This window comes from Psychrobacillus sp. BM2, from assembly GCF_048572895.1.
Classification (GTDB): domain Bacteria; phylum Bacillota; class Bacilli; order Bacillales_A; family Planococcaceae; genus Psychrobacillus.
The window spans coordinates 4,109,642-4,133,134 of sequence record NZ_CP183878.1 but is presented as its reverse complement, the minus strand read 5'-3'; the positions used below and the strand labels follow the sequence as shown (position 1 = coordinate 4,133,134).

Annotated in this window: 12 protein-coding genes, 11 tRNA genes and 6 rRNA genes; all 29 read right to left on the bottom strand. The window is 44.2% G+C overall.

The window, feature by feature from the left end; all coding sequences use genetic code 11:
- Window positions 1–60: 60 nt before the first annotated feature.
- Complete coding sequence (locus tag ACN6MX_RS20385; RefSeq protein ID WP_419960548.1) at window positions 61–1,428, bottom strand: sensor histidine kinase; 1,368 nt, start codon at window positions 1,426–1,428, stop codon at window positions 61–63.
- Entirely contained in the window at window positions 1,425–2,102 is a 678-nt protein-coding gene (locus ACN6MX_RS20380) for a response regulator transcription factor (RefSeq protein WP_419960547.1), read from the bottom strand. The genes ACN6MX_RS20385 and ACN6MX_RS20380 overlap by 4 nt, the downstream gene beginning before the upstream one ends.
- 632 nt (window positions 2,103–2,734) lie before the next feature.
- Window positions 2,735–2,850, bottom strand: a 5S ribosomal RNA gene (rrf, locus tag ACN6MX_RS20375).
- Window positions 2,851–2,971: 121 nt separating this feature from the next.
- Window positions 2,972–5,900, bottom strand: a 23S ribosomal RNA gene (locus ACN6MX_RS20370).
- Window positions 5,901–6,053: 153 nt separating this feature from the next.
- Window positions 6,054–6,129: transfer RNA gene (locus ACN6MX_RS20365), tRNA-Ala, on the bottom strand.
- Between the two features lie 17 nt (window positions 6,130–6,146).
- Window positions 6,147–6,223: transfer RNA gene (locus ACN6MX_RS20360), tRNA-Ile, on the bottom strand.
- Window positions 6,224–6,317: 94 nt separating this feature from the next.
- Window positions 6,318–7,871: ribosomal RNA gene (locus ACN6MX_RS20355) — 16S ribosomal RNA — on the bottom strand.
- Between the two features lie 136 nt (window positions 7,872–8,007).
- Window positions 8,008–8,083, bottom strand: a tRNA-Ala gene (locus tag ACN6MX_RS20350).
- A gap of 12 nt (window positions 8,084–8,095) precedes the next feature.
- Window positions 8,096–8,172, bottom strand: a tRNA-Pro gene (locus ACN6MX_RS20345).
- 5 nt (window positions 8,173–8,177) lie between these two features.
- Window positions 8,178–8,254, bottom strand: a tRNA-Arg gene (locus tag ACN6MX_RS20340).
- Between the two features lie 15 nt (window positions 8,255–8,269).
- Window positions 8,270–8,358: transfer RNA gene (locus tag ACN6MX_RS20335), tRNA-Leu, on the bottom strand.
- A 15-nt stretch (window positions 8,359–8,373) separates the two neighbouring features.
- Window positions 8,374–8,448 (bottom strand) — tRNA-Gly (locus ACN6MX_RS20330).
- A gap of 17 nt (window positions 8,449–8,465) precedes the next feature.
- Window positions 8,466–8,550, bottom strand: a tRNA-Leu gene (locus tag ACN6MX_RS20325).
- Window positions 8,551–8,578: 28 nt separating this feature from the next.
- A tRNA-Lys gene (locus tag ACN6MX_RS20320) sits at window positions 8,579–8,651 on the bottom strand.
- Window positions 8,652–8,657: 6 nt separating this feature from the next.
- A tRNA-Thr gene (locus ACN6MX_RS20315) sits at window positions 8,658–8,733 on the bottom strand.
- 13 nt (window positions 8,734–8,746) lie between these two features.
- A tRNA-Val gene (locus tag ACN6MX_RS20310) sits at window positions 8,747–8,822 on the bottom strand.
- 24 nt (window positions 8,823–8,846) lie between these two features.
- Window positions 8,847–8,962 (bottom strand): 5S ribosomal RNA (gene rrf, locus ACN6MX_RS20305).
- A 120-nt stretch (window positions 8,963–9,082) separates the two neighbouring features.
- Window positions 9,083–12,011, bottom strand: a 23S ribosomal RNA gene (locus tag ACN6MX_RS20300).
- A gap of 196 nt (window positions 12,012–12,207) precedes the next feature.
- Window positions 12,208–13,761, bottom strand: a 16S ribosomal RNA gene (locus ACN6MX_RS20295).
- The 16S, 23S and 5S rRNA genes sit together here with 11 tRNA genes alongside, the layout of an rRNA operon.
- Window positions 13,762–14,158: 397 nt before the next feature.
- A complete protein-coding gene (gene lysS / locus ACN6MX_RS20290) occupies window positions 14,159–15,649 on the bottom strand; it encodes a lysine--tRNA ligase (RefSeq protein ID WP_211892486.1) in 1,491 nt (496 codons plus the stop codon).
- A 178-nt stretch (window positions 15,650–15,827) separates the two neighbouring features.
- A complete protein-coding gene (gene dusB, locus ACN6MX_RS20285; RefSeq protein WP_419960546.1) occupies window positions 15,828–16,853 on the bottom strand; it encodes a tRNA dihydrouridine synthase DusB in 1,026 nt (341 codons plus the stop codon).
- A 2-nt stretch (window positions 16,854–16,855) separates the two neighbouring features.
- A complete protein-coding gene (locus ACN6MX_RS20280; RefSeq protein ID WP_419960545.1) occupies window positions 16,856–17,074 on the bottom strand; it encodes a helix-turn-helix domain-containing protein in 219 nt (72 codons plus the stop codon).
- Window positions 17,026–17,547, bottom strand: coding sequence for a 2-amino-4-hydroxy-6-hydroxymethyldihydropteridine diphosphokinase (folK, locus tag ACN6MX_RS20275; RefSeq protein ID WP_419960544.1), 522 nt, complete (start codon window positions 17,545–17,547; stop codon window positions 17,026–17,028). The genes ACN6MX_RS20280 and folK overlap by 49 nt, the downstream gene beginning before the upstream one ends.
- Window positions 17,544–17,909, bottom strand: coding sequence for a dihydroneopterin aldolase (gene folB / locus ACN6MX_RS20270; protein ID WP_419960543.1), 366 nt, complete (start codon window positions 17,907–17,909; stop codon window positions 17,544–17,546). Before folB ends, folK begins: the two co-directional genes overlap by 4 nt.
- 5 nt (window positions 17,910–17,914) lie before the next feature.
- Complete coding sequence (gene folP / locus ACN6MX_RS20265) at window positions 17,915–18,772, bottom strand: dihydropteroate synthase (RefSeq protein ID WP_419962679.1); 858 nt, start codon at window positions 18,770–18,772, stop codon at window positions 17,915–17,917.
- A complete protein-coding gene (gene pabC, locus ACN6MX_RS20260) occupies window positions 18,772–19,611 on the bottom strand; it encodes an aminodeoxychorismate lyase (protein WP_419960542.1) in 840 nt (279 codons plus the stop codon). The genes folP and pabC overlap by 1 nt, the downstream gene beginning before the upstream one ends.
- Complete coding sequence (locus tag ACN6MX_RS20255) at window positions 19,612–20,202, bottom strand: anthranilate synthase component II (RefSeq protein ID WP_419960541.1); 591 nt, start codon at window positions 20,200–20,202, stop codon at window positions 19,612–19,614. It lies immediately after the preceding gene.
- Entirely contained in the window at window positions 20,199–21,578 is a 1,380-nt protein-coding gene (locus ACN6MX_RS20250) for an anthranilate synthase component I family protein (protein WP_419962678.1), read from the bottom strand. Before ACN6MX_RS20250 ends, ACN6MX_RS20255 begins: the two co-directional genes overlap by 4 nt.
- An 845-nt stretch (window positions 21,579–22,423) precedes the next feature.
- Complete coding sequence (gene cysK / locus ACN6MX_RS20245) at window positions 22,424–23,347, bottom strand: cysteine synthase A (RefSeq protein ID WP_419960540.1); 924 nt, start codon at window positions 23,345–23,347, stop codon at window positions 22,424–22,426.
- Window positions 23,348–23,493: the final 146 nt, after the last annotated feature.

Below are 23,493 nucleotides of genomic sequence, written 5' to 3'. Positions count from 1 at the left end.
TTAAATTTCCTTACAGGGGGAACTATACATTTCGAAAGTGAACAGAAGATGAACGGGTGATTACATCTTCTTTAATTGGACGCACACCTTTGTTCCATGGGGTTCTATACTTTCAAACGAAAGCATGCCATTATGCGACTGAATGACTTCTTTTACAATCGCAAGACCTAGCCCACTTCCTTCAATTTGAGTTGATCTAGCTGCATCCTCTCGGTAAAATCTTTCCGTCCACTGCCCATAGTTGGTTTTTTTGTTTCCGATACCAGTGTCTTGTATAATGACTTGCACATACTCCGTAGTTTCGGTCATTTCTATTTGTATTTCTCCCGGCGAGTGATTGTATTTAATTGCATTAGAAATGAGATTTTCCCAGACATATTCTAACATCTCTTTATCTCCCAATAACTCTACCTTCTTTAATTGCAATTGGATGGAAATTTCCTTTTCATCTAATAGCCATCTAAATTTCAACACAACTTTTTTCAACTGGTCGTCGAGTTGAAAAAACTTTTTTTTCGTTCGAGTATTTGCTTGATCCAAAGAAGTAAGTAATAATAATTGCTTCATTACACTCGACAAACGCTTTGCTTCTTTTAGGATTATTTCTGCGTAATTTGAATTTAAATCTCCACTCTTCAGCAAAGCAGCGTACCCTTGTATATTTAACAACGGTGTTTGAAAGTCATGTGATACTCTAGCGATAAACTCCTTTTTATAGCGGTCACTAGCTTCCAATTGCTTCACCATATTCCGGAAACTATCCGCCAATTGACCAATTTCGTCTCGTTGATTGACTAGTATTGGCACTTGGAAGTCTTCGTTTGCAATTTTATTCGTCGCAATCGTTAGTTTTGTCAACGGATCAATCATTCTCTTAGCAACGATTAACATAGCAATAACACTGATTAATATCATTGCTCCTGCAAGACCCCCTAAGAGGAGATGAATTTCATTAAATAGAAATTTAATATTAGGTCTTTGAAAAAGTGCATAACGTTTATCGTCATAGGTGAACGGTACTCCTACTGTATTTGTTAATTCATTTGAAAAGTATCCAGTTATAAACGTCTCTTTTGGAAACTCTCGCATTCCATGATATACCTCACCATTTAAAACCTTTTCCACAATAGAATCACTAATTTCATGAATTCTAAAATCACCACCATAAAAGCTCTCTTCGTCCTCTTCACTTACAATATATATCTGGTATCCCGTGTCGCCAATTGACTTTAAAAGTGGTGTTATGCTATCTAGATTAGACGATTCGATAAGCTCTCCTATTGAATTAGCAACTTCTACATTTTTCTCATCATTTTTCTCTTTTAAATTTTGATGATAAAACGTATTTACAATCATAAATCCAATTGTTCCACTGGCAAACATAATAAGAAGTGTCATCCAGACAAATTTACTATATAAGGTTTTCATACGTTCATTCCTTCTAATTTATATCCAATTCCTCGAACCGTTTTAATCTGTACATCTGTTTGTGTTTTAGCTAAGCGTTCACGTATCCGTTTTATATGTACACTTAATGTTTGTTCTTCCCCTTCAAAATCAATTCCCCAAACTGCCTCGATCAATTGATCACGTGTAAATACTTGGTTTAGTTTCGATGCAAGCTTTGAAAGCAATTCGAATTCCTTTAAAGGTAGGACTAATAGCTCTTCCCCTATTTGCACCTCAAAGCTCCTTCTATTGATCAACATATTTCCTACTTGTATATTTGCATCACTTGTTTTATCGTATCTTCTTAATATTGCACGGATACGAAATAACAACTCTTTCGGTTCAAATGGTTTTACTAAATAGTCATCCGATCCCGCTAAGTAGCCCTTTTCTTTATCTTCTAGACGGCCTTTTGCTGTTAGTAATAGAACTGGGAAGTCATACTGCTCTCGAATAATCTTCGTTAATGTTAAACCATCCATCTCTGGCATCATCACGTCAATTATTGCAAGATCAGGAACTTCTTTTTTGATTAAAGCTAATCCTTCTTTCCCATTCCCTGCTTTTACTACACGGTACCCCGTGTTTGATAAAAAAATAGAAATTAAATCTAACGTATGTACATCATCGTCTATCGCTAGTATTACTACCACTATGACCCTCCTATATAAATGTATTTACTTCATATTGTGTCTGTTCAATTGTAAAACAGCAAGTAATTAATAGTGGGGATATGAAGTTACTAATATGCCCTATAGTAAGGAAAAACCGGGCAAAAAGTGCCCGGGCCTTTAAAATCAGTACCTATTTCTAGCGTTTTCAAAGTGCCTTGAACAGACTTGTTGCTATACACTATTACCAGCATTTCTTTTTTCGGTAATTTTATAACGTTTGTCCCGCATTAGCGGGCAGTAGATAACTGCCCGTAAAAGCCCGAATGGTTCAACTAACAATTAGTGGGGGATGAAGCCCCACTAATTGAAGTTTCACTTTATCTGTTCGTCTACCTCCTACAACTATTAGAAACAGGTTATTACATTTTGGGATAACTAAAGAAAAGCTACTTTCTTATTTATTAAGTAAGCTCTCGAAGATGCAATTTCGTTCGCTATTTGGCTTCCTTATTGGAAAAACACTTACTACTTCTCTTTATTTCCACTAGAATATCAGAAATCTACTTTCTCGCTATTTCTGAAAGTATCACAAACCCAGTTTGCACAAGACATTTTTATATACATAAAAAAAGTCGTTACCGATATAATTCGGTAACGACTTTTTCTTTGGTGCCCAGCGACGTCCTACTCTCACAGGGGGAGACCCCCAACTACCATCGGCGCTGAAGAGCTTAACTTCCGTGTTCGGTATGGGAACGGGTGTGACCTCTTCGCCATCATCACTAGACTTGAATACTTTTGAAAGACAAGTCTTATTATACCAACTCTGTAGAATATTACAAGAGTTTTTTTAATAAAAACTTTATTCTTTCAAAACTGGATAAACGACATTGTTACGTTAAACAAATTTGGTTAAGTCCTCGATCGATTAGTATTCGTCAGCTGCACGTGTCGCCACGCTTCCACCCCGAACCTATCTACCTCATCGTCTTTGAGGGATCTTACTTACTTGCGTAATGGGAAATCTCATCTTGAGGGGGGCTTCGTGCTTAGATGCTTTCAGCACTTATCCCGTCCACACATAGCTACCCAGCGATGCTCTTGGCAGAACAACTGGTACACCAGCGGTGTGTCCATCCCGGTCCTCTCGTACTAAGGACAGCTCCTCTCAAATTTCCTACGCCCACGACGGATAGGGACCGAACTGTCTCACGACGTTCTGAACCCAGCTCGCGTACCGCTTTAATGGGCGAACAGCCCAACCCTTGGGACCGACTACAGCCCCAGGATGCGATGAGCCGACATCGAGGTGCCAAACCTCCCCGTCGATGTGGACTCTTGGGGGAGATAAGCCTGTTATCCCCGGGGTAGCTTTTATCCGTTGAGCGATGGCCCTTCCATGCGGAACCACCGGATCACTAAGCCCGTCTTTCGACCCTGCTCGACTTGTAGGTCTCGCAGTCAAGCTCCCTTCTGCCTTTACACTCTTCGAATGATTTCCAACCATTCTGAGGGAACCTTTGGGCGCCTCCGTTACACTTTAGGAGGCGACCGCCCCAGTCAAACTACCCGCCTGACACTGTCTCCTACCCGGGTTACGGGTATGGGTTAGAATTTCAATACAACCAGGGCAGTATCCCACCGACGCCTCCTCCGAAGCTGGCGCTCCGGGCTCTAAGGCTCCTGCCTATCCTGTACAAGTTGCACCAAAATTCAATATCAAGCTATAGTAAAGCTCCACGGGGTCTTTCCGTCCTGTCGCGGGTAACCTGCATCTTCACAGGTACTATAATTTCACCGAGTCTCTCGTTGAGACAGTGCCCAGATCGTTACGCCTTTCGTGCGGGTCGGAACTTACCCGACAAGGAATTTCGCTACCTTAGGACCGTTATAGTTACGGCCGCCGTTTACTGGGGCTTCAATTCGCACCTTCGCTTGCGCTAAGCACTCCTCTTAACCTTCCAGCACCGGGCAGGCGTCAGCCCCTATACTTCACCTTACGGTTTTGCAGAGACCTGTGTTTTTGCTAAACAGTCGCCTGGGCCTATTCACTGCGGCTCTTCTAGGCTATGCACCCAAAAGAGCACCCCTTCTCCCGAAGTTACGGGGTCATTTTGCCGAGTTCCTTAACGAGAGTTCTCTCGCTCACCTTAGGATTCTCTCCTCGACTACCTGTGTCGGTTTGCGGTACGGGCACCTATCACCTCGCTAGAGGCTTTTCTTGGCAGTGTGAAATCAGGAACTCCGGACATACGTCCTCGCCATCACAGCTCAATGTTATAGAATGCGGATTTGCCTACATTCACACCTTACTGCTTGGACATGCATAACCAACAGCATGCTTACCCTATCCTTCTGCGTCCCCCCATTACTCAAACGGTGGTTTGGTGGTACAGGAATATCAACCTGTTATCCATCGCCTACGCCTATCGGCCTCGGCTTAGGTCCCGACTAACCCTGAGCGGACGAGCCTTCCTCAGGAAACCTTAGTCATACGGTGGACGGGATTCTCACCCGTCTTTCGCTACTCATACCGGCATTCTCACTTCTAAGCGCTCCACCAGTCCTTCCGGTCTGACTTCAACGCCCTTAGAACGCTCTCCTACCACTGATACCAAAGGTATCAATCCACAGCTTCGGTGATTTGTTTAGCCCCGATACATTTTCGGCGCAGCGTCACTCGACCAGTGAGCTATTACGCACTCTTTAAATGATGGCTGCTTCTAAGCCAACATCCTGGTTGTCTAAGCAACGCCACATCCTTTTCCACTTAACAAATACTTTGGGACCTTAGCTGGTGGTCTGGGCTGTTTCCCTCTTGACTACGGATCTTATCACTCGCAGTCTGACTCCCAAACATAAATCATTGGCATTCGGAGTTTGTCTGAATTCGGTAACCCGGGATGGGCCCCTAGTCCAAACAGTGCTCTACCTCCAAGATTCTAACGTTTGAGGCTAGCCCTAAAGCTATTTCGGAGAGAACCAGCTATCTCCAGGTTCGATTGGAATTTCTCCGCTACCCACACCTCATCCCCGCACTTTTCAACGTGCGTGGGTTCGGACCTCCAGTAAGTGTTACCTTACCTTCATCCTGGACATGGGTAGATCACCTGGTTTCGGGTCTACGACCACATACTCATTCGCCCTATTCAGACTCGCTTTCGCTGCGGCTCCGTCTTCTCAACTTAACCTTGCATGTAATCGTAACTCGCCGGTTCATTCTACAAAAGGCACGCTATCACCCATTAACGGGCTCTAACTACTTGTAGGCACACGGTTTCAGGATCTATTTCACTCCCCTTCCGGGGTGCTTTTCACCTTTCCCTCACGGTACTGGTTCACTATCGGTCACTAGGTAGTATTTAGCCTTGGGAGATGGTCCTCCCGGATTCCGACGGAATTTCACGTGTTCCGCCGTACTCAGGATACACTCAAGAGAGAATGAATTTTGGACTACGGGGCTTTTACCCTATCCTGCGGACCTTTCCAGATCGCTTCGTCTAACTCATTCCTTTGTAACTCTATGTAGAGTGTCCTACAACCCCAAGAGGCAAGCCTCTTGGTTTGGGCTATTCCCGTTTCGCTCGCCGCTACTCAGGGAATCGATTTTTCTTTCTCTTCCTCCAGGTACTTAGATGTTTCAGTTCCCTGGGTGTGTCTCAGATGCGCTATGTATTCACGCAAATGTACTGCTCCATTACGAACAGTGGGTTTCCCCATTCGGAAATCTCCGGATCAAAGCTCACTTACAGCTCCCCGAAGCATATCGGTGTTAGTGCCGTCCTTCGTCGACTCCTAGTGCCAAGGCATTCACCGTGCGCCCTTATTAACTTAACCTAAAAGTTAAAAAGTCTTACACGTCATGATTACGTAAATAATCACAACAGAATTTCTTGTTGTTTATTGTTTCAATGTCGTTTTATCCAGTTTTCAAAGAACAAAGGTTTTGTTCCTTTGCGACGAATAATCGCAGGAGCAAGTAATATAATTTGGTGGAGCCTAGCGGGATCGAACCGCTGACCTCCTGCGTGCAAGGCAGGCGCTCTCCCAGCTGAGCTAAGGCCCCGAAACAAAAAAAGGGTATGGTGGGCCTAAATGGACTCGAACCATCGACCTCACGCTTATCAGGCGTGCGCTCTAACCAGCTGAGCTATAGGCCCTCTTTGAATTTCCATATATTAATATGAACATTCAAAACTGAACTGCAAAACGTTAAGATACAGATAAAGATCTGTATTCCGATATTATCCTTAGAAAGGAGGTGATCCAGCCGCACCTTCCGATACGGCTACCTTGTTACGACTTCACCCCAATCATCTGTCCCACCTTCGGCGGCTGGCTCCCGTAAGGGTTACCCCACCGACTTCGGGTGTTACAAACTCTCGTGGTGTGACGGGCGGTGTGTACAAGGCCCGGGAACGTATTCACCGTGGCATGCTGATCCACGATTACTAGCGATTCCGGCTTCATGTAGGCGAGTTGCAGCCTACAATCCGAACTGAGAACGGTTTTATGGGATTTGCTCACCCTCGCGGGGTTGCGACCCTCTGTACCGTCCATTGTAGCACGTGTGTAGCCCAGGTCATAAGGGGCATGATGATTTGACGTCATCCCCACCTTCCTCCGGTTTATCACCGGCAGTCACCTTAGAGTGCCCAACCGAATGCTGGCAACTAAGATCAAGGGTTGCGCTCGTTGCGGGACTTAACCCAACATCTCACGACACGAGCTGACGACAACCATGCACCACCTGTCACCGCTGTCCCCGAAGGGAAAACTCTATCTCTAGAGCGGTCAGCGGGATGTCAAGACCTGGTAAGGTTCTTCGCGTTGCTTCGAATTAAACCACATGCTCCACCGCTTGTGCGGGCCCCCGTCAATTCCTTTGAGTTTCAGTCTTGCGACCGTACTCCCCAGGCGGAGTGCTTAATGCGTTAGCTGCAGCACTAAGGGGCGGAAACCCCCTAACACTTAGCACTCATCGTTTACGGCGTGGACTACCAGGGTATCTAATCCTGTTTGCTCCCCACGCTTTCGCGCCTCAGCGTCAGTTACAGACCAGAAAGCCGCCTTCGCCACTGGTGTTCCTCCAAATCTCTACGCATTTCACCGCTACACTTGGAATTCCGCTTTCCTCTTCTGTACTCAAGTCCCCCAGTTTCCAATGACCTTCCACGGTTGAGCCGTGGGATTTCACATCAGACTTAAAGGACCGCCTGCGCGCGCTTTACGCCCAATAATTCCGGACAACGCTTGCCACCTACGTATTACCGCGGCTGCTGGCACGTAGTTAGCCGTGGCTTTCTAATGAGGTACCGTCAAGGTACGAGCAGTTACTCTCGTACTTGTTCTTCCCTCACAACAGAGTTTTACGATCCGAAAACCTTCTTCACTCACGCGGCATTGCTCCATCAGACTTTCGTCCATTGTGGAAGATTCCCTACTGCTGCCTCCCGTAGGAGTCTGGGCCGTGTCTCAGTCCCAGTGTGGCCGATCACCCTCTCAGGTCGGCTACGCATCGTCGCCTTGGTGAGCCGTTACCTCACCAACTAGCTAATGCGCCGCGGGCCCATCCTGTAGTGACAGCCGAAACCGTCTTTTAACATCTCCCCATGAGAGGAAATGGATTATTCGGTATTAGCCCCGGTTTCCCGGAGTTATCCCAATCTACAGGGCAGGTTGCCCACGTGTTACTCACCCGTCCGCCGCTAAATCAGAAGAAGCAAGCTTCTTCGTCATTCGCTCGACTTGCATGTATTAGGCATGCCGCCAGCGTTCGTCCTGAGCCAGGATCAAACTCTCCATAATAGAGAACTTAAAAAGCTCATTTTGTTTTGCTGGCATCATCATTAAATGATGTCAAAAATTGTTTTGCTATCGAACTAACAAGTTAGTTGATAAGCTGTATTTCTTAACGTTTTGCATGTTCAGTTTTCAATGTTCATGGTGGAGCCTAGCGGGATCGAACCGCTGACCTCCTGCGTGCAAGGCAGGCGCTCTCCCAGCTGAGCTAAGGCCCCGAAAATAATAACTGGTCGGGAAGACAGGATTCGAACCTGCGACCCCTTGGTCCCAAACCAAGTGCTCTACCAAGCTGAGCTACTTCCCGTTATATGGTGCGCTCGGCAGGACTCGAACCTGCAACCTCTTGATTCGTAGTCAAGTGCTCTATCCAATTGAGCTACGAGCGCAATATTTCATAAAAGTGGTGCCGAGGACCGGAATCGAACCGGTACGGTAGTCACCTACCGCAGGATTTTAAGTCCTGTGCGTCTGCCAGTTCCGCCACCCCGGCACTTTAGTGAATCTTTGGAGCGGAAGACGAGGTTCGAACTCGCGACCCCCACCTTGGCAAGGTGGTGTTCTACCACTGAACTACTTCCGCTCGGTTATTAAATTTAATGGTGCGGGTGAAGGGAGTCGAACCCCCACGCCTTGCGGCGCTAGATCCTAAGTCTAGTGCGTCTGCCAGTTCCGCCACACCCGCATATATATTATTCACTATGAAAAAGTGATGAGCCATGTAGGATTCGAACCTACGACCCTCTGATTAAAAGTCAGATGCTCTACCAACTGAGCTAATGGCTCGGAAAATGGTGCCGGAGAAAGGACTTGAACCCTCAACCTACTGATTACAAGTCAGTTGCTCTACCAGTTGAGCTACTCCGGCAGGAGTAAATATATGGTGGAGGATGACGGGCTCGAACCGCCGACCCTCTGCTTGTAAGGCAGATGCTCTCCCAGCTGAGCTAATCCTCCATGGGAAATATAATTTTATTGCAAGCCCAGCGATGTCCTACTCTCACAGGGGGAGACCCCCAACTACCATCGGCGCTGAAGAGCTTAACTTCCGTGTTCGGTATGGGAACGGGTGTGACCTCTTCGCCATCATCACTAGACTTGAATAACTTATTGAAAGACAAGTCTTATTATACCAACTCTGTAGAATATTACAAGAGTTATTTTAAAAAAATTATTCTTTCAAAACTGGATAAACGACATTGTTACGTTAAACAAATTTGGTTAAGTCCTCGATCGATTAGTATTCGTCAGCTGCACGTGTCGCCACGCTTCCACCCCGAACCTATCTACCTCATCGTCTTTGAGGGATCTTACTTACTTGCGTAATGGGAAATCTCATCTTGAGGGGGGCTTCGTGCTTAGATGCTTTCAGCACTTATCCCGTCCACACATAGCTACCCAGCGATGCTCTTGGCAGAACAACTGGTACACCAGCGGTGTGTCCATCCCGGTCCTCTCGTACTAAGGACAGCTCCTCTCAAATTTCCTACGCCCACGACGGATAGGGACCGAACTGTCTCACGACGTTCTGAACCCAGCTCGCGTACCGCTTTAATGGGCGAACAGCCCAACCCTTGGGACCGACTACAGCCCCAGGATGCGATGAGCCGACATCGAGGTGCCAAACCTCCCCGTCGATGTGGACTCTTGGGGGAGATAAGCCTGTTATCCCCGGGGTAGCTTTTATCCGTTGAGCGATGGCCCTTCCATGCGGAACCACCGGATCACTAAGCCCGTCTTTCGACCCTGCTCGACTTGTAGGTCTCGCAGTCAAGCTCCCTTCTGCCTTTACACTCTTCGAATGATTTCCAACCATTCTGAGGGAACCTTTGGGCGCCTCCGTTACACTTTAGGAGGCGACCGCCCCAGTCAAACTACCCGCCTGACACTGTCTCCTACCCGGGTTACGGGTATGGGTTAGAATTTCAATACAACCAGGGCAGTATCCCACCGACGCCTCCTCCGAAGCTGGCGCTCCGGGCTCTAAGGCTCCTGCCTATCCTGTACAAGTTGCACCAAAATTCAATATCAAGCTATAGTAAAGCTCCACGGGGTCTTTCCGTCCTGTCGCGGGTAACCTGCATCTTCACAGGTACTATAATTTCACCGAGTCTCTCGTTGAGACAGTGCCCAGATCGTTACGCCTTTCGTGCGGGTCGGAACTTACCCGACAAGGAATTTCGCTACCTTAGGACCGTTATAGTTACGGCCGCCGTTTACTGGGGCTTCAATTCGCACCTTCGCTTGCGCTAAGCACTCCTCTTAACCTTCCAGCACCGGGCAGGCGTCAGCCCCTATACTTCACCTTACGGTTTTGCAGAGACCTGTGTTTTTGCTAAACAGTCGCCTGGGCCTATTCACTGCGGCTCTTCTAGGCTATGCACCCAAAAGAGCACCCCTTCTCCCGAAGTTACGGGGTCATTTTGCCGAGTTCCTTAACGAGAGTTCTCTCGCTCACCTTAGGATTCTCTCCTCGACTACCTGTGTCGGTTTGCGGTACGGGCACCTATCACCTCGCTAGAGGCTTTTCTTGGCAGTGTGAAATCAGGAACTCCGGACATACGTCCTCGCCATCACAGCTCAATGTTAGAGAATGCGGATTTGCCTACATTCACACCTTACTGCTTGGACATGCATAACCAACAGCATGCTTACCCTATCCTTCTGCGTCCCCCCATTACTCAAACGGTGGTTTGGTGGTACAGGAATATCAACCTGTTATCCATCGCCTACGCCTATCGGCCTCGGCTTAGGTCCCGACTAACCCTGAGCGGACGAGCCTTCCTCAGGAAACCTTAGTCATACGGTGGACGGGATTCTCACCCGTCTTTCGCTACTCATACCGGCATTCTCACTTCTAAGCGCTCCACCAGTCCTTCCGGTCTGACTTCAACGCCCTTAGAACGCTCTCCTACCACTGATACCAAAGGTATCAATCCACAGCTTCGGTGATTTGTTTAGCCCCGATACATTTTCGGCGCAGCGTCACTCGACCAGTGAGCTATTACGCACTCTTTAAATGATGGCTGCTTCTAAGCCAACATCCTGGTTGTCTAAGCAACGCCACATCCTTTTCCACTTAACAAATACTTTGGGACCTTAGCTGGTGGTCTGGGCTGTTTCCCTCTTGACTACGGATCTTATCACTCGCAGTCTGACTCCCAAACATAAATCATTGGCATTCGGAGTTTGTCTGAATTCGGTAACCCGGGATGGGCCCCTAGTCCAAACAGTGCTCTACCTCCAAGATTCTAACGTTTGAGGCTAGCCCTAAAGCTATTTCGGAGAGAACCAGCTATCTCCAGGTTCGATTGGAATTTCTCCGCTACCCACACCTCATCCCCGCACTTTTCAACGTGCGTGGGTTCGGACCTCCAGTAAGTGTTACCTTACCTTCATCCTGGACATGGGTAGATCACCTGGTTTCGGGTCTACGACCACATACTCATTCGCCCTATTCAGACTCGCTTTCGCTGCGGCTCCGTCTTCTCAACTTAACCTTGCATGTAATCGTAACTCGCCGGTTCATTCTACAAAAGGCACGCTATCACCCATTAACGGGCTCTAACTACTTGTAGGCACACGGTTTCAGGATCTATTTCACTCCCCTTCCGGGGTGCTTTTCACCTTTCCCTCACGGTACTGGTTCACTATCGGTCACTAGGTAGTATTTAGCCTTGGGAGATGGTCCTCCCGGATTCCGACGGAATTTCACGTGTTCCGCCGTACTCAGGATACACTCAAGAGAGAATGAATTTTGGACTACGGGGCTTTTACCCTATCCTGCGGACCTTTCCAGATCGCTTCGTCTAACTCATTCCTTTGTAACTCTATGTAGAGTGTCCTACAACCCCAAGAGGCAAGCCTCTTGGTTTGGGCTATTCCCGTTTCGCTCGCCGCTACTCAGGGAATCGATTTTTCTTTCTCTTCCTCCAGGTACTTAGATGTTTCAGTTCCCTGGGTGTGTCTCAGATGCGCTATGTATTCACGCAAATGTACTGCTCCATTACGAACAGTGGGTTTCCCCATTCGGAAATCTCCGGATCAAAGCTCACTTACAGCTCCCCGAAGCATATCGGTGTTAGTGCCGTCCTTCGTCGACTCCTAGTGCCAAGGCATTCACCGTGCGCCCTTATTAACTTAACCTAAAAGTTAAAAAGTCTTACACGTCGTGATTACGTAAATAATCACAACAGAATTTCTTGTTGTTTATTGTTTCAATGTCGTTTTATCCAGTTTTCAAAGAACAAGTATCGAATCTTCATATAAAAATGAACATTCAAAACTGAACTGCAAAACGTTAAGATACAGATAAAGATCTGTATTCCGATATTATCCTTAGAAAGGAGGTGATCCAGCCGCACCTTCCGATACGGCTACCTTGTTACGACTTCACCCCAATCATCTGTCCCACCTTCGGCGGCTGGCTCCCGTAAGGGTTACCCCACCGACTTCGGGTGTTACAAACTCTCGTGGTGTGACGGGCGGTGTGTACAAGGCCCGGGAACGTATTCACCGTGGCATGCTGATCCACGATTACTAGCGATTCCGGCTTCATGTAGGCGAGTTGCAGCCTACAATCCGAACTGAGAACGGTTTTATGGGATTTGCTCACCCTCGCGGGGTTGCGACCCTCTGTACCGTCCATTGTAGCACGTGTGTAGCCCAGGTCATAAGGGGCATGATGATTTGACGTCATCCCCACCTTCCTCCGGTTTATCACCGGCAGTCACCTTAGAGTGCCCAACTGAATGCTGGCAACTAAGATCAAGGGTTGCGCTCGTTGCGGGACTTAACCCAACATCTCACGACACGAGCTGACGACAACCATGCACCACCTGTCACCGCTGTCCCCGAAGGGAAAACTCTATCTCTAGAGCGGTCAGCGGGATGTCAAGACCTGGTAAGGTTCTTCGCGTTGCTTCGAATTAAACCACATGCTCCACCGCTTGTGCGGGCCCCCGTCAATTCCTTTGAGTTTCAGTCTTGCGACCGTACTCCCCAGGCGGAGTGCTTAATGCGTTAGCTGCAGCACTAAGGGGCGGAAACCCCCTAACACTTAGCACTCATCGTTTACGGCGTGGACTACCAGGGTATCTAATCCTGTTTGCTCCCCACGCTTTCGCGCCTCAGCGTCAGTTACAGACCAGAAAGCCGCCTTCGCCACTGGTGTTCCTCCAAATCTCTACGCATTTCACCGCTACACTTGGAATTCCGCTTTCCTCTTCTGTACTCAAGTCCCCCAGTTTCCAATGACCTTCCACGGTTGAGCCGTGGGATTTCACATCAGACTTAAAGGACCGCCTGCGCGCGCTTTACGCCCAATAATTCCGGACAACGCTTGCCACCTACGTATTACCGCGGCTGCTGGCACGTAGTTAGCCGTGGCTTTCTAATGAGGTACCGTCAAGGTACGAGCAGTTACTCTCGTACTTGTTCTTCCCTCACAACAGAGTTTTACGATCCGAAAACCTTCTTCACTCACGCGGCATTGCTCCATCAGACTTTCGTCCATTGTGGAAGATTCCCTACTGCTGCCTCCCGTAGGAGTCTGGGCCGTGTCTCAGTCCCAGTGTGGCCGATCACCCTCTCAGGTCGGCTACGCATCGTCGCCTTGGTGAGCCGTTACCTCACCAACTAGCTAATGCGCCGCGGGCCCATCCTGTAGTGACAGCCGAAACCGTCTTTTAACATCTCCCCATGAGAGGAAATGGATTATTCGGTATTAGCCCCGGTTTCCCGGAGTTATCCCAATCTACAGGGCAGGTTGCCCACGTGTTACTCACCCGTCCGCCGCTAAATCAGAAGAAGCAAGCTTCTTCGTCATTCGCTCGACTTGCATGTATTAGGCATGCCGCCAGCGTTCGTCCTGAGCCAGGATCAAACTCTCCATAATAGAGAACTTAAAAAGCTCATTTGTTTTGCTGGCATCATCATTAAATGATGTCAAAATTGTTTTGCTATCAAACTAACTAAGTTAGCTGATTAGCTATATTTCTTAACGTTTTGCATGTTCAGTTTTCAATGTTCAGTTTGTGATGTCGTTTTAGCGACTTTAATATCATATCAAATCCTGATATCGTTGTCAACAACTTTTTTTATTTGTTTTTCGTGTAAGTCACTAATGAAAATGACAACTTGATAACTATACCACCTGTAAATCGTTATGGCAAGTGGTTTTCTCAACTTTTCTTTAAAAACTTTTAAAGATCATTACTTACACAATATATAGTGAAAATATAAAAAGCGAGCCACCACCAATAGTGGTCACTCGCAATCTGCATTCATCTATCTTAATCTTTATGACGCATTGTTGGGAACAATAGTACATCGCGGATAGATGCTGAATTAGTTAATAACATTACTAATCGGTCTATTCCGATTCCAAGACCGCCTGTTGGAGGCATTCCATATTCTAACGCCTCTAAGAAATCTTCATCCATTTCATGAGCTTCATCATTACCGGCTTCCTTTTCTACCATTTGCGCTTCGAAGCGCTGACGTTGATCAATAGGGTCATTTAACTCCGTAAATGCATTTGCATGTTCACGACGAACAATAAACAATTCAAAACGATCAGTAAAGCGACCGTCTTCAGGATTTTTCTTAGCAAGTGGAGATACCTCTACTGGATGTCCAAAGATGAATGTTGGTTGCACTAATGTTTCTTCTACTTTTTGTTCAAAGAATTCATTTAATACATGCCCTACTTCCATAGAAGGTTTAACTTCTACTCCATGCTCCTTAGCTAATGCATGCGCCTCTTCCTTCGTTAGTTCTGCCCAGAAGTCAACACCAGTAGTTTCTTTCACTGCATCAGCCATATGCCAACGTCTCCAACCCGGGGCAAGATTAATCTGATCTTCACCGTATGTCACTGTAGTTGTTCCTAAAACATCTTGTGCTACATGAGCAACTAAGTTCTCCGTTAAGTTCATAATATCATTGTAGTCAGCATAAGCTTCATACAATTCAATCATTGTAAACTCTGGGTTATGACGGGTAGATACACCTTCGTTACGGAATACGCGACCAATTTCATAGACTTTTTCTAATCCACCTACAATAAGTCGTTTTAAATGTAATTCAATTGCAATACGCATATATAATTCCATATCTAACGCATTATGATGAGTAATGAAAGGACGTGCCGCTGCTCCACCTGCTATTGTATGTAACATTGGTGTTTCCACCTCTAAGTAACCTTCGTTATCTAAGTAACGACGCATAGCACGAATAATACGACTTCTCGTTATAAATGTATTTTTACTTTCTTCACTAGTCATTAGATCTAAATAACGTTGACGGTAACGTTGCTCTACATCTTTTAAGCCATGGAATTTCTCTGGCATCGGGCGTAGAGATTTTGTTAGAAAAGTAAACTCCGTTGCTTTTACAGATAGCTCTCCAACTTGTGTACGGAATACATTTCCACGTACACCCACTATATCTCCTAAGTCAGCTGTATTAAATAATTCATATGCATCATCACCAATTGCATCTTTACGTACATAAATTTGAATTTGGCCGCCAAGATCTTGAATATGAGCAAATCCAGCTTTCCCTTTTCCGCGTTTAGTCATGATACGACCAGCAATGACCACTTCATGAAGTGTTTCTTCTAATTGTTCTTTTGTAAATTGATCATACTCAGCAACTACTTCGTTACTTAAATGCGAACGCTCAAATTTACTACCAAAAGGATCTAATCCTTTTTCTTGTATTGCAGTCATCTTTTGTCTTCTCACCAAAAGTTGATCGTTTAATTCTTCCATATTAGACATGTTCGTCACTCCTCCACTAACTATTATCCGTAATTACTTTTTCACGTTGCATTTATTGTACACAATTTCTGCATTCTATTCATCTTTTTCTAATAGAAGAAAACTTTTTCTATTATTCTGATTATGCTTTAAAACGGAAAAAGCTGCCACCTATAGTGACAGCCCTTTGTTTTACCGATTAAATCACGCTAGACTTTACAGCCTCGTATTCTTTAGAAGATTCTTCTGCAAAGTTACGTAAATAGTCTCTTAACTCTTGTGCAGACTCTGTTTGGTTAATCTTGTTTCTTGCTGTTCCATTGCCTCGAATACCTTTTAAGTACCAAGATGCATGTTTGCGCATTTCTCTAACCGCAATATTTTCACCTTTTAGGGCCATTAAGCGTTCAAAATGTAGTAAGCATATGTCCATTTTTTCTTGTACAGTTGGTTCTGGTTTTAACAGACCAGATTCCAAGTACTCTACTGTACGATAAATCATCCACGGATCACCAAGTGCAGCGCGACCAATCATAACTGCATCTACACCTGTTTCATCTAGCATACGTTTTGCGTCTTGTGGTGTATTTACGTCACCATTTCCGATAACAGGAATATTCACTGCCTCTTTCACTTGACGTATTAAATCCCAGTTTGCATGTCCTTCATACATTTGAACGCGTGTACGACCATGCACAGCTACCGCTGATCCACCAGCACGTTCAATTGCTTGAGCGTTTTCCACCATATAAAGATGCTCTTCGTCCCAACCAGTACGCATTTTTACACTAACTGGTTTTTTTACATTATCCACTACTGCCGCTACCATTTCATAGATCTTGTTAGGATCCAGAAGCATTCTAGCTCCTGCCTCACATTTAATGATTTTGTTTACAGGACAGCCCATATTAATATCGATGATATCAGCTGATGTATGTTGGTCAACATATTTAGCTGCTTCGACAAGTGTTTCTTTCTCTCCACCGAAAATTTGAAGTGACAGTGGATTTTCACGCTCGTCAATATAAAGCATACTCAATGTTTTTTCGTTTTTCTGTACAATCCCTTTATCCGAGATCATCTCCGCATATACTAAGCCTGCTCCGAATTCTTTTACTGTCAATCGGAATGCAGAGTTACAAATACCAGCCATTGGTGCCAATACTACTCGATTATCCATTATGTGATTACCTATTTTAAATGGTTTTGTTGATGCATTTGTCATCGTTATTCACCTACCTCTTTTTCTCCTTTTAATTCTTCTACTTGTATATGAAGTATAGAGGCAATTTTTTCTAATTGCTCCTCACTCGGAACTCGCTTACCTTGTTCTATTTGACCAAGTATAGACACAGACATTTCCATTTCTTTTGCAAGTTCAACTTGCTTCACCATTTTTAACCTGCGAAATGCACGAATGCGTCGACCCCATCGAATCTTTTCCATAAATGGACGCCTTCTTTCTGAACATGCGCAACATCTGCTATTAACTGCTTAGACTGTGGATCTACTAAATTTACTTGTAATTCCACAAGTGGTATAAGCACGAAGCCTCTTTCCATCATCCGAGGATGTGGAATTATAAGGTCCTGCGTTTTCATATTCTCTTCATTATACAACAAAATGTCAAGGTCTACGGTCCGAGGTCCCCAATGAATCTCTCTTGTTCGTCCTAATTGGGCTTCTATTTCATTGCACTTTTTTAATATTTCATGCGGAGTCAATGAAGTTTTGATTTCCACTACCATATTCAAAAATGCCGCTTGATCCTCATATCCGACTGGATCTGTTTCATAAACCGAAGATACATTGACCACATTCATCCGTTCGACCTGCTGCAACAAACGTACCGCCTGCTGAAGATACCCAAAACGATTCCCTATATTAGATCCGAGCGATATAAAAACCGTGTTCATCATAATGTTCCTCTAGTAATATCGACAGCTACAGAAGCATAGTGCCCGACAATCGGTGGGTTCGGTTTTACTAATTGGATACGGCAGCCGCTAACCTTCGCTGGATATGTCTCCAAAATAGATGAAGCAACTTTTTCAGCGACTGCTTCTATTAATAAATACGGTTTACCTTCTACAATTTCCTTGCATAATTCAAAAACCTCTGCATAATTTACGGTTTCCTCTAAATTATCAGTTTCACCGGCTTTTTTTAAATCGCATGCTAAAGTGATGGTCACTCGAAATATTTGACCCAGCTTCGTTTCCTCTGGTAATGCTCCATGAAATCCATAAAATTCTAAGTCATTCAAATGTATATAATCCATTTAGGTTAGGCCTCACTTTCTATATACCTCACTTTTCCAATCAACACATCCATCATTTTGGTCATACGCGTCATTTCTTTTACATCATGTACGCGTACCATATGACATCCAAGCTGAACACCATAGCAAACCGTTGCTCCAGTTCCTTCCATCCGTTCATCAACAGGAAGATTCAGTACGTTGCCGATTAATCGTTTACGAGATGTTGCCAATAATACGGGATAGCCCATCTCCACTAAATCATTCAAATGCTGCATCATCCAAATATTTTGAGTGGTTGATTTGGCAAAGCCAATACCTGGATCGAGCCATACATGTTCATCCGGAACTCCAGCCGCTTTCGCTATTTGAATACTTTCTTCTATATCTTGTTTTGCATCTAACCAAAAGTCTGTATATTCTTCGTTATCTCTGTTGTGCATCAATATTATAGGAACTCCATGCTTTGCAGCAACCTTCGCTATTTCAGGGTCTCTCTTCGCTCCCCAAATATCGTTTATCACATGTGCACCTGCAAGTACGGCAGCCTTAGCAACTGCTGATTTATATGTATCTATTGAAATTACTGCATTTACCTCTGCTCTTATCGCTCTAATGACAGGTACAACACGTGCGATTTCCTCTTCATCCGAAATAAGCGTATAACCGGGTCTAGTAGACTCACCGCCCACATCTATAATTTTTGCTCCATCCGCTACTATTTGCTTTGCTCTTGCAACCGCTGCTTCTATTTCATTAAACTTACCGCCGTCCGAAAAAGAGTCAGGCGTAACATTCAATATACCCATCACTATTGTTTCCTTGTGGAAGTCTAATGTAACTCCACCCGCTTCAAATCTACCGCTATTATTATGCAAATTCATCATTCGATCCTTTCTTGCTGTATGCATCTTATATAAGCATCATGCAATTTCTTGTAAACTGGTCCACTATTACCTAAAAACAAGAGGGATTCTAATTGTTTAATTGGGATAATTTCTTGAACGGCATTTGTAATAAATACCTCATCCGCCTTTTCTAATACTTCTTTCTTAAATAAACCCTCTTCTATTTCAAATAAAGAAGATTTCATTACCCACTCACGGGTCGTACCTGCTAAAATTCCTGTTTCCAAGGACGGGGTATACAACTTCCCATTCATCGACCAAAAGATATTGGAAGTTATCCCTTCTGCTATAAATCCTTCCGCTGTTAGGAAAAAACCTTCACAAGAAGCTAGTGATTCTACTTCGAATCTAGCATGTACATTATTGGCATAGTGATGAGATTTATGACGTATGCCACTTTCTGGAGTATTTCTTACAGTATCTAGCCAAATAGCATATTTCTCTGTGCCTCTAGGTGCTATATGTAATGCCTTGCGATATAAAATAACAGTCGGCTTCTTATAGCGTGCCGGTTGTAGACCAATATCATGGATGCCAGCTGAAACATTCAAACGAAAATAGCCATCCTCCCTATTATTCGCTTCTGTAAGTGCTTCTATCGCAAATAATAGCTCATTTTCCTCATAAGGCATCACTATTCGGAAATCTGCAAGTGCCCGACACAAACGATTCCAGTGGGCATCCCATAAAAAAACCTTTCCGCTATATGTTCGAAACGTTTCAAAAAAGCCAAGTCCATATAAAAAGCCATGGTCATATGCCGATACCATTAACTCGTCTGCCCGGTAGAGCCTTCCATTCTTCCAAGCATCCATTTATCTACTCTCCCCGGCAATAAAACTATATGTTTCAACAAAATTACGGATGATCCTTTTACCTTCCTCCGTCATTATTGACTCAGGGTGGTATTGAACACCCTCTAAAGCATACTTCTTATGGCGAAGTCCCATAATTTCTCCTTCTTCCGTCCAAGCAGTTATTTCCAAACAATCCGGTAACGATTCTCTTTCCACAAGTAAGGAGTGATATCTTGTTGCAAGAAAAGGATTTGGCATATCGGCATTTACACCTCTACTATCATGGAAAACAGGAGAGACCTTCCCATGCATCAATCTATCAGCGCGAATAATCCTTCCGCCAAATGCTTGGCCAATAGCCTGATGACCTAAACAAACACCCAAAATGGGGATTTTTCCTGCGAAAAATGTGATTACCTCCAAACTAATACCAGCGTCGTTTGGTGTACGTGGACCAGGCGACACAACAATGACTTGAGGATTCATTTCTTGAATAGCAGCTATTGTTAGTTCGTCATTGCGAACTACCTTCACTTCGATTCCCAATTCTCCAATATATTGAACGAGATTGTACGTAAAAGAATCGTAGTTATCAATCATTAAAATCATTTGTACCCTCCTTCTGCCATAGCCTTCGCCTGCCATACTGCTTTTGCTTTGTTTAATGATTCCACGTATTCGGCACTCGGTACTGAGTCAATTACGATGCCAGCCCCCGCTTGAATATGAGCTATCCCATTTTGAATAAATGCAGTACGGATCACAATATTAAATTCTAAATCTCCCGAAAATCCTAACCAACCAATTGATCCTGTATATAAACCTCTACGAACCGGCTCTAGCTCTTCAATTATTTCCATTGTCCGAATCTTAGGTGCTCCGGTAATCGTACCTCCCGGAAACATCGCCCGGATGATTTCTGCATTAGTTGTACCAGATCGAAGCGTCCCTTTTACATTAGAAACAATATGCATCACATGGGAGTATCTTTCAATAACCATAAACTCATCCACTTCAACCGTTCCATAGGACGAAACACGACCAATGTCGTTTCGCTCCAAGTCGACCAACATGACATGCTCCGCCCGCTCTTTTTCGTTTTCTATCAGTTCATTTGCCAGTATTATATCTTCCGCATCGCTTTTACCACGTGGTCTTGTCCCAGCTATTGGTCTCGTAGATAATTCCGTTTCCTTTTTCTTCACTAATAATTCGGGGGATCCAGAGACAACCGAAAATTCAGGTGCTTGTATAAAGGCCATATAAGGAGAAGGATTGAATGCGCGCAACGCCTCATACATCACTATTGGACTTACTTTCAATTGCTTTGATTGTCTAACAGATAGATTAACTTGGAAGACGTCACCCTGCGCTATATATTGTTGAATTTTCAGTACGGCAGACTCAAATTCACCTGAGCTTACCGATACATGCAATTCAGCGGGATCTTCCACTACTTCCATTGCAGATCCAGGATGGAACATTCTTAAATCCACTCCCTTTTTAGCGGCATCTATGTATTCTAGCTCTAGCTTCACTAAATCTACATCACATGTAGATAGTTTCATTAACGTGACTAGTTCTGTTTTTACATCTAAAACTGCCCAACAATCGTATATATGGAAATAGATATCTGGTATATGTAAATCATCCTCAGCCAAATTCGGTAAAACTTCTATTTTCCTTGCATAATCATAGCCAATAAAACCAATGGCGCCACCTTGAAAGTCTGGTAAGTCCTGCCGAGCAGGTAGTTTATATTCAGCGACGAGCATTTCCAGGTTCTCTAGCGCTTCTCCTGCACGAAATTCTTGCTCTCCGCTTCTCCAATGAATATGCAATCCATTTTCTACTGATTTAGCCACAGCTATCGGATTCCACGCTGCAACAGATAAATGACCTCCTCTGCCGCTCTCTAAAAATATATGGTACATTTCATTTTCGGTTAAGGTTTTATATGCATAGAAAAAAGCTTCCTTCGACATATGAAAAGTATGTGTTTCGAGTTTGATATTCACTTTCTCAAATCCCCCTAAAAACGATTTGACTTCATCTTAACTTGAAACTACTACTTCTCGCTACTAAGAAAAGTAAAGGACATACTTTTCAAAAAGATTTTAAGAAAAACCAGGTAAAAAAAGTTTCGATCCATTAAAACCAAAACTTAGATATGCTGTTGATTTCCGCTCCGGTCGAACGCTTTCCGGGGGCACGGCTCGAGCCTGTAGTCTCTCGCTCGTGCTGTTCCCCCAGGAGTCGTCGCCCTGCGCTCCAATCAACAATAACCACTTAGTATAAGGAATGATAAATGGCCTTTCTCTATTATCATCGTATAAATTAAATTCTGCTTCCTTCATCTATTATTAGATAGCATTTATAATTCAGATAAGATCACAAGTAACTTAAGATAATCACTAAAAGTTTGCCCCATCCTTTTATCTTAGCGATAACCTATACTTAATTTTATATTTGAGTAGTATTCACTTATTGATTGCAGTGAAAGGTGGCGACTTCATCGCGATGAGTGAGACAGATGAGATATCAAAGCGGCGCGTCAGCGACGGTGATAACTCATCGCTCACCCCGCGGTGGCCAACAGGATGTGGGTTATACTATCGTTGCCGCAGGACGTGGCGCCCTTAGATTGCCTTCCCTTTGAGATGTGGCGCCCTTAGCATTTGTTCCCCCACCTGTAACGGAAATAAATAGTATTTTTATTCTATAAAGTTTATTGATCCCATTGCCTACGCAGTAGTTTATATACTTTCCTACAGAGAAAAAAGAGGAAGCATTAGCCGCTTCCTCTCTTCGAGTTTTCTATTCTTTTAGATTAATCCTCGAATTGATATAAAGGAGTACTTAAGTAGCGTTCACCATTATCTGGAATAATCGCTAATACTTTTTTACCTTTTCCGAGTTCTTTAGCAAGTTGAAGAGCCGCATAAATTGCTGCTCCTGCAGAAACTCCACCAAGAATACCTTCTGATTTCGCTACTTCACGAGAGGTTGCATATGCGTCATCATTTGATACTTGAATAATTGAGTCGTATAGTTCGGTGTCTAGAACTTCCGGTATAAATCCTGCACCAATACCTTGAATTTTATGAGGACCTGGTTTACCGCCAGATAAAACGTTTGAATCTGTTGGTTCTACTGCCGCAATATGAATATCTGGGAATTTTTCTTTTAACACTCCACCTGCTCCAGTGATTGTTCCACCGGTACCAATGCCTGAAACAAATCCATCCAATCGATCAAATGCTTCTACGATTTCAGGACCTGTTGTTAAACGATGAATTTCTGGATTAGCTTCATTGTTGAATTGTTGTGGCATAAACCATCCATTTTCGTTTGCAAGCTCTTCCGCTTTTGCAATAGCACCTTTCATCCCATCAGCTCCAGGAGTTAATACAAGATCAGCTCCATATGCACGAAGTAAATTTCTGCGCTCAAGGCTCATAGTGTCTGGCATAACTAATACAGCATTATATCCTTTTGCTGCTGCGATCATCGCAAGACCTATACCTGTATTACCACTTGTAGGTTCAATAATCGTTCCATTTTCCGTTAATTTACCTTCTTTTTCAGCAGCTTGGATCATGGCAAGTGCGATACGATCTTTTACACTACTACCCGGGTTAAAGTATTCAAGTTTTACATACACTTCTGCATCCTCAGGGTTGCTTACACGGTTTAATTTTACGATTGGTGTTTTTCCGATTAAATCCAATACAGATTGCGCTAACTTCGTCATTTTCCCACTCCCAATTCCTACTTGTCTAATAGGTTTTATTTTTTTAATCATACCAATGAATCAGAAGAATTGTCAATAAAATTACATTCAAATATTTCAAATGTTTGGTCAAGTCATATCGTCGTTAGATAATTGGTTAAAACATA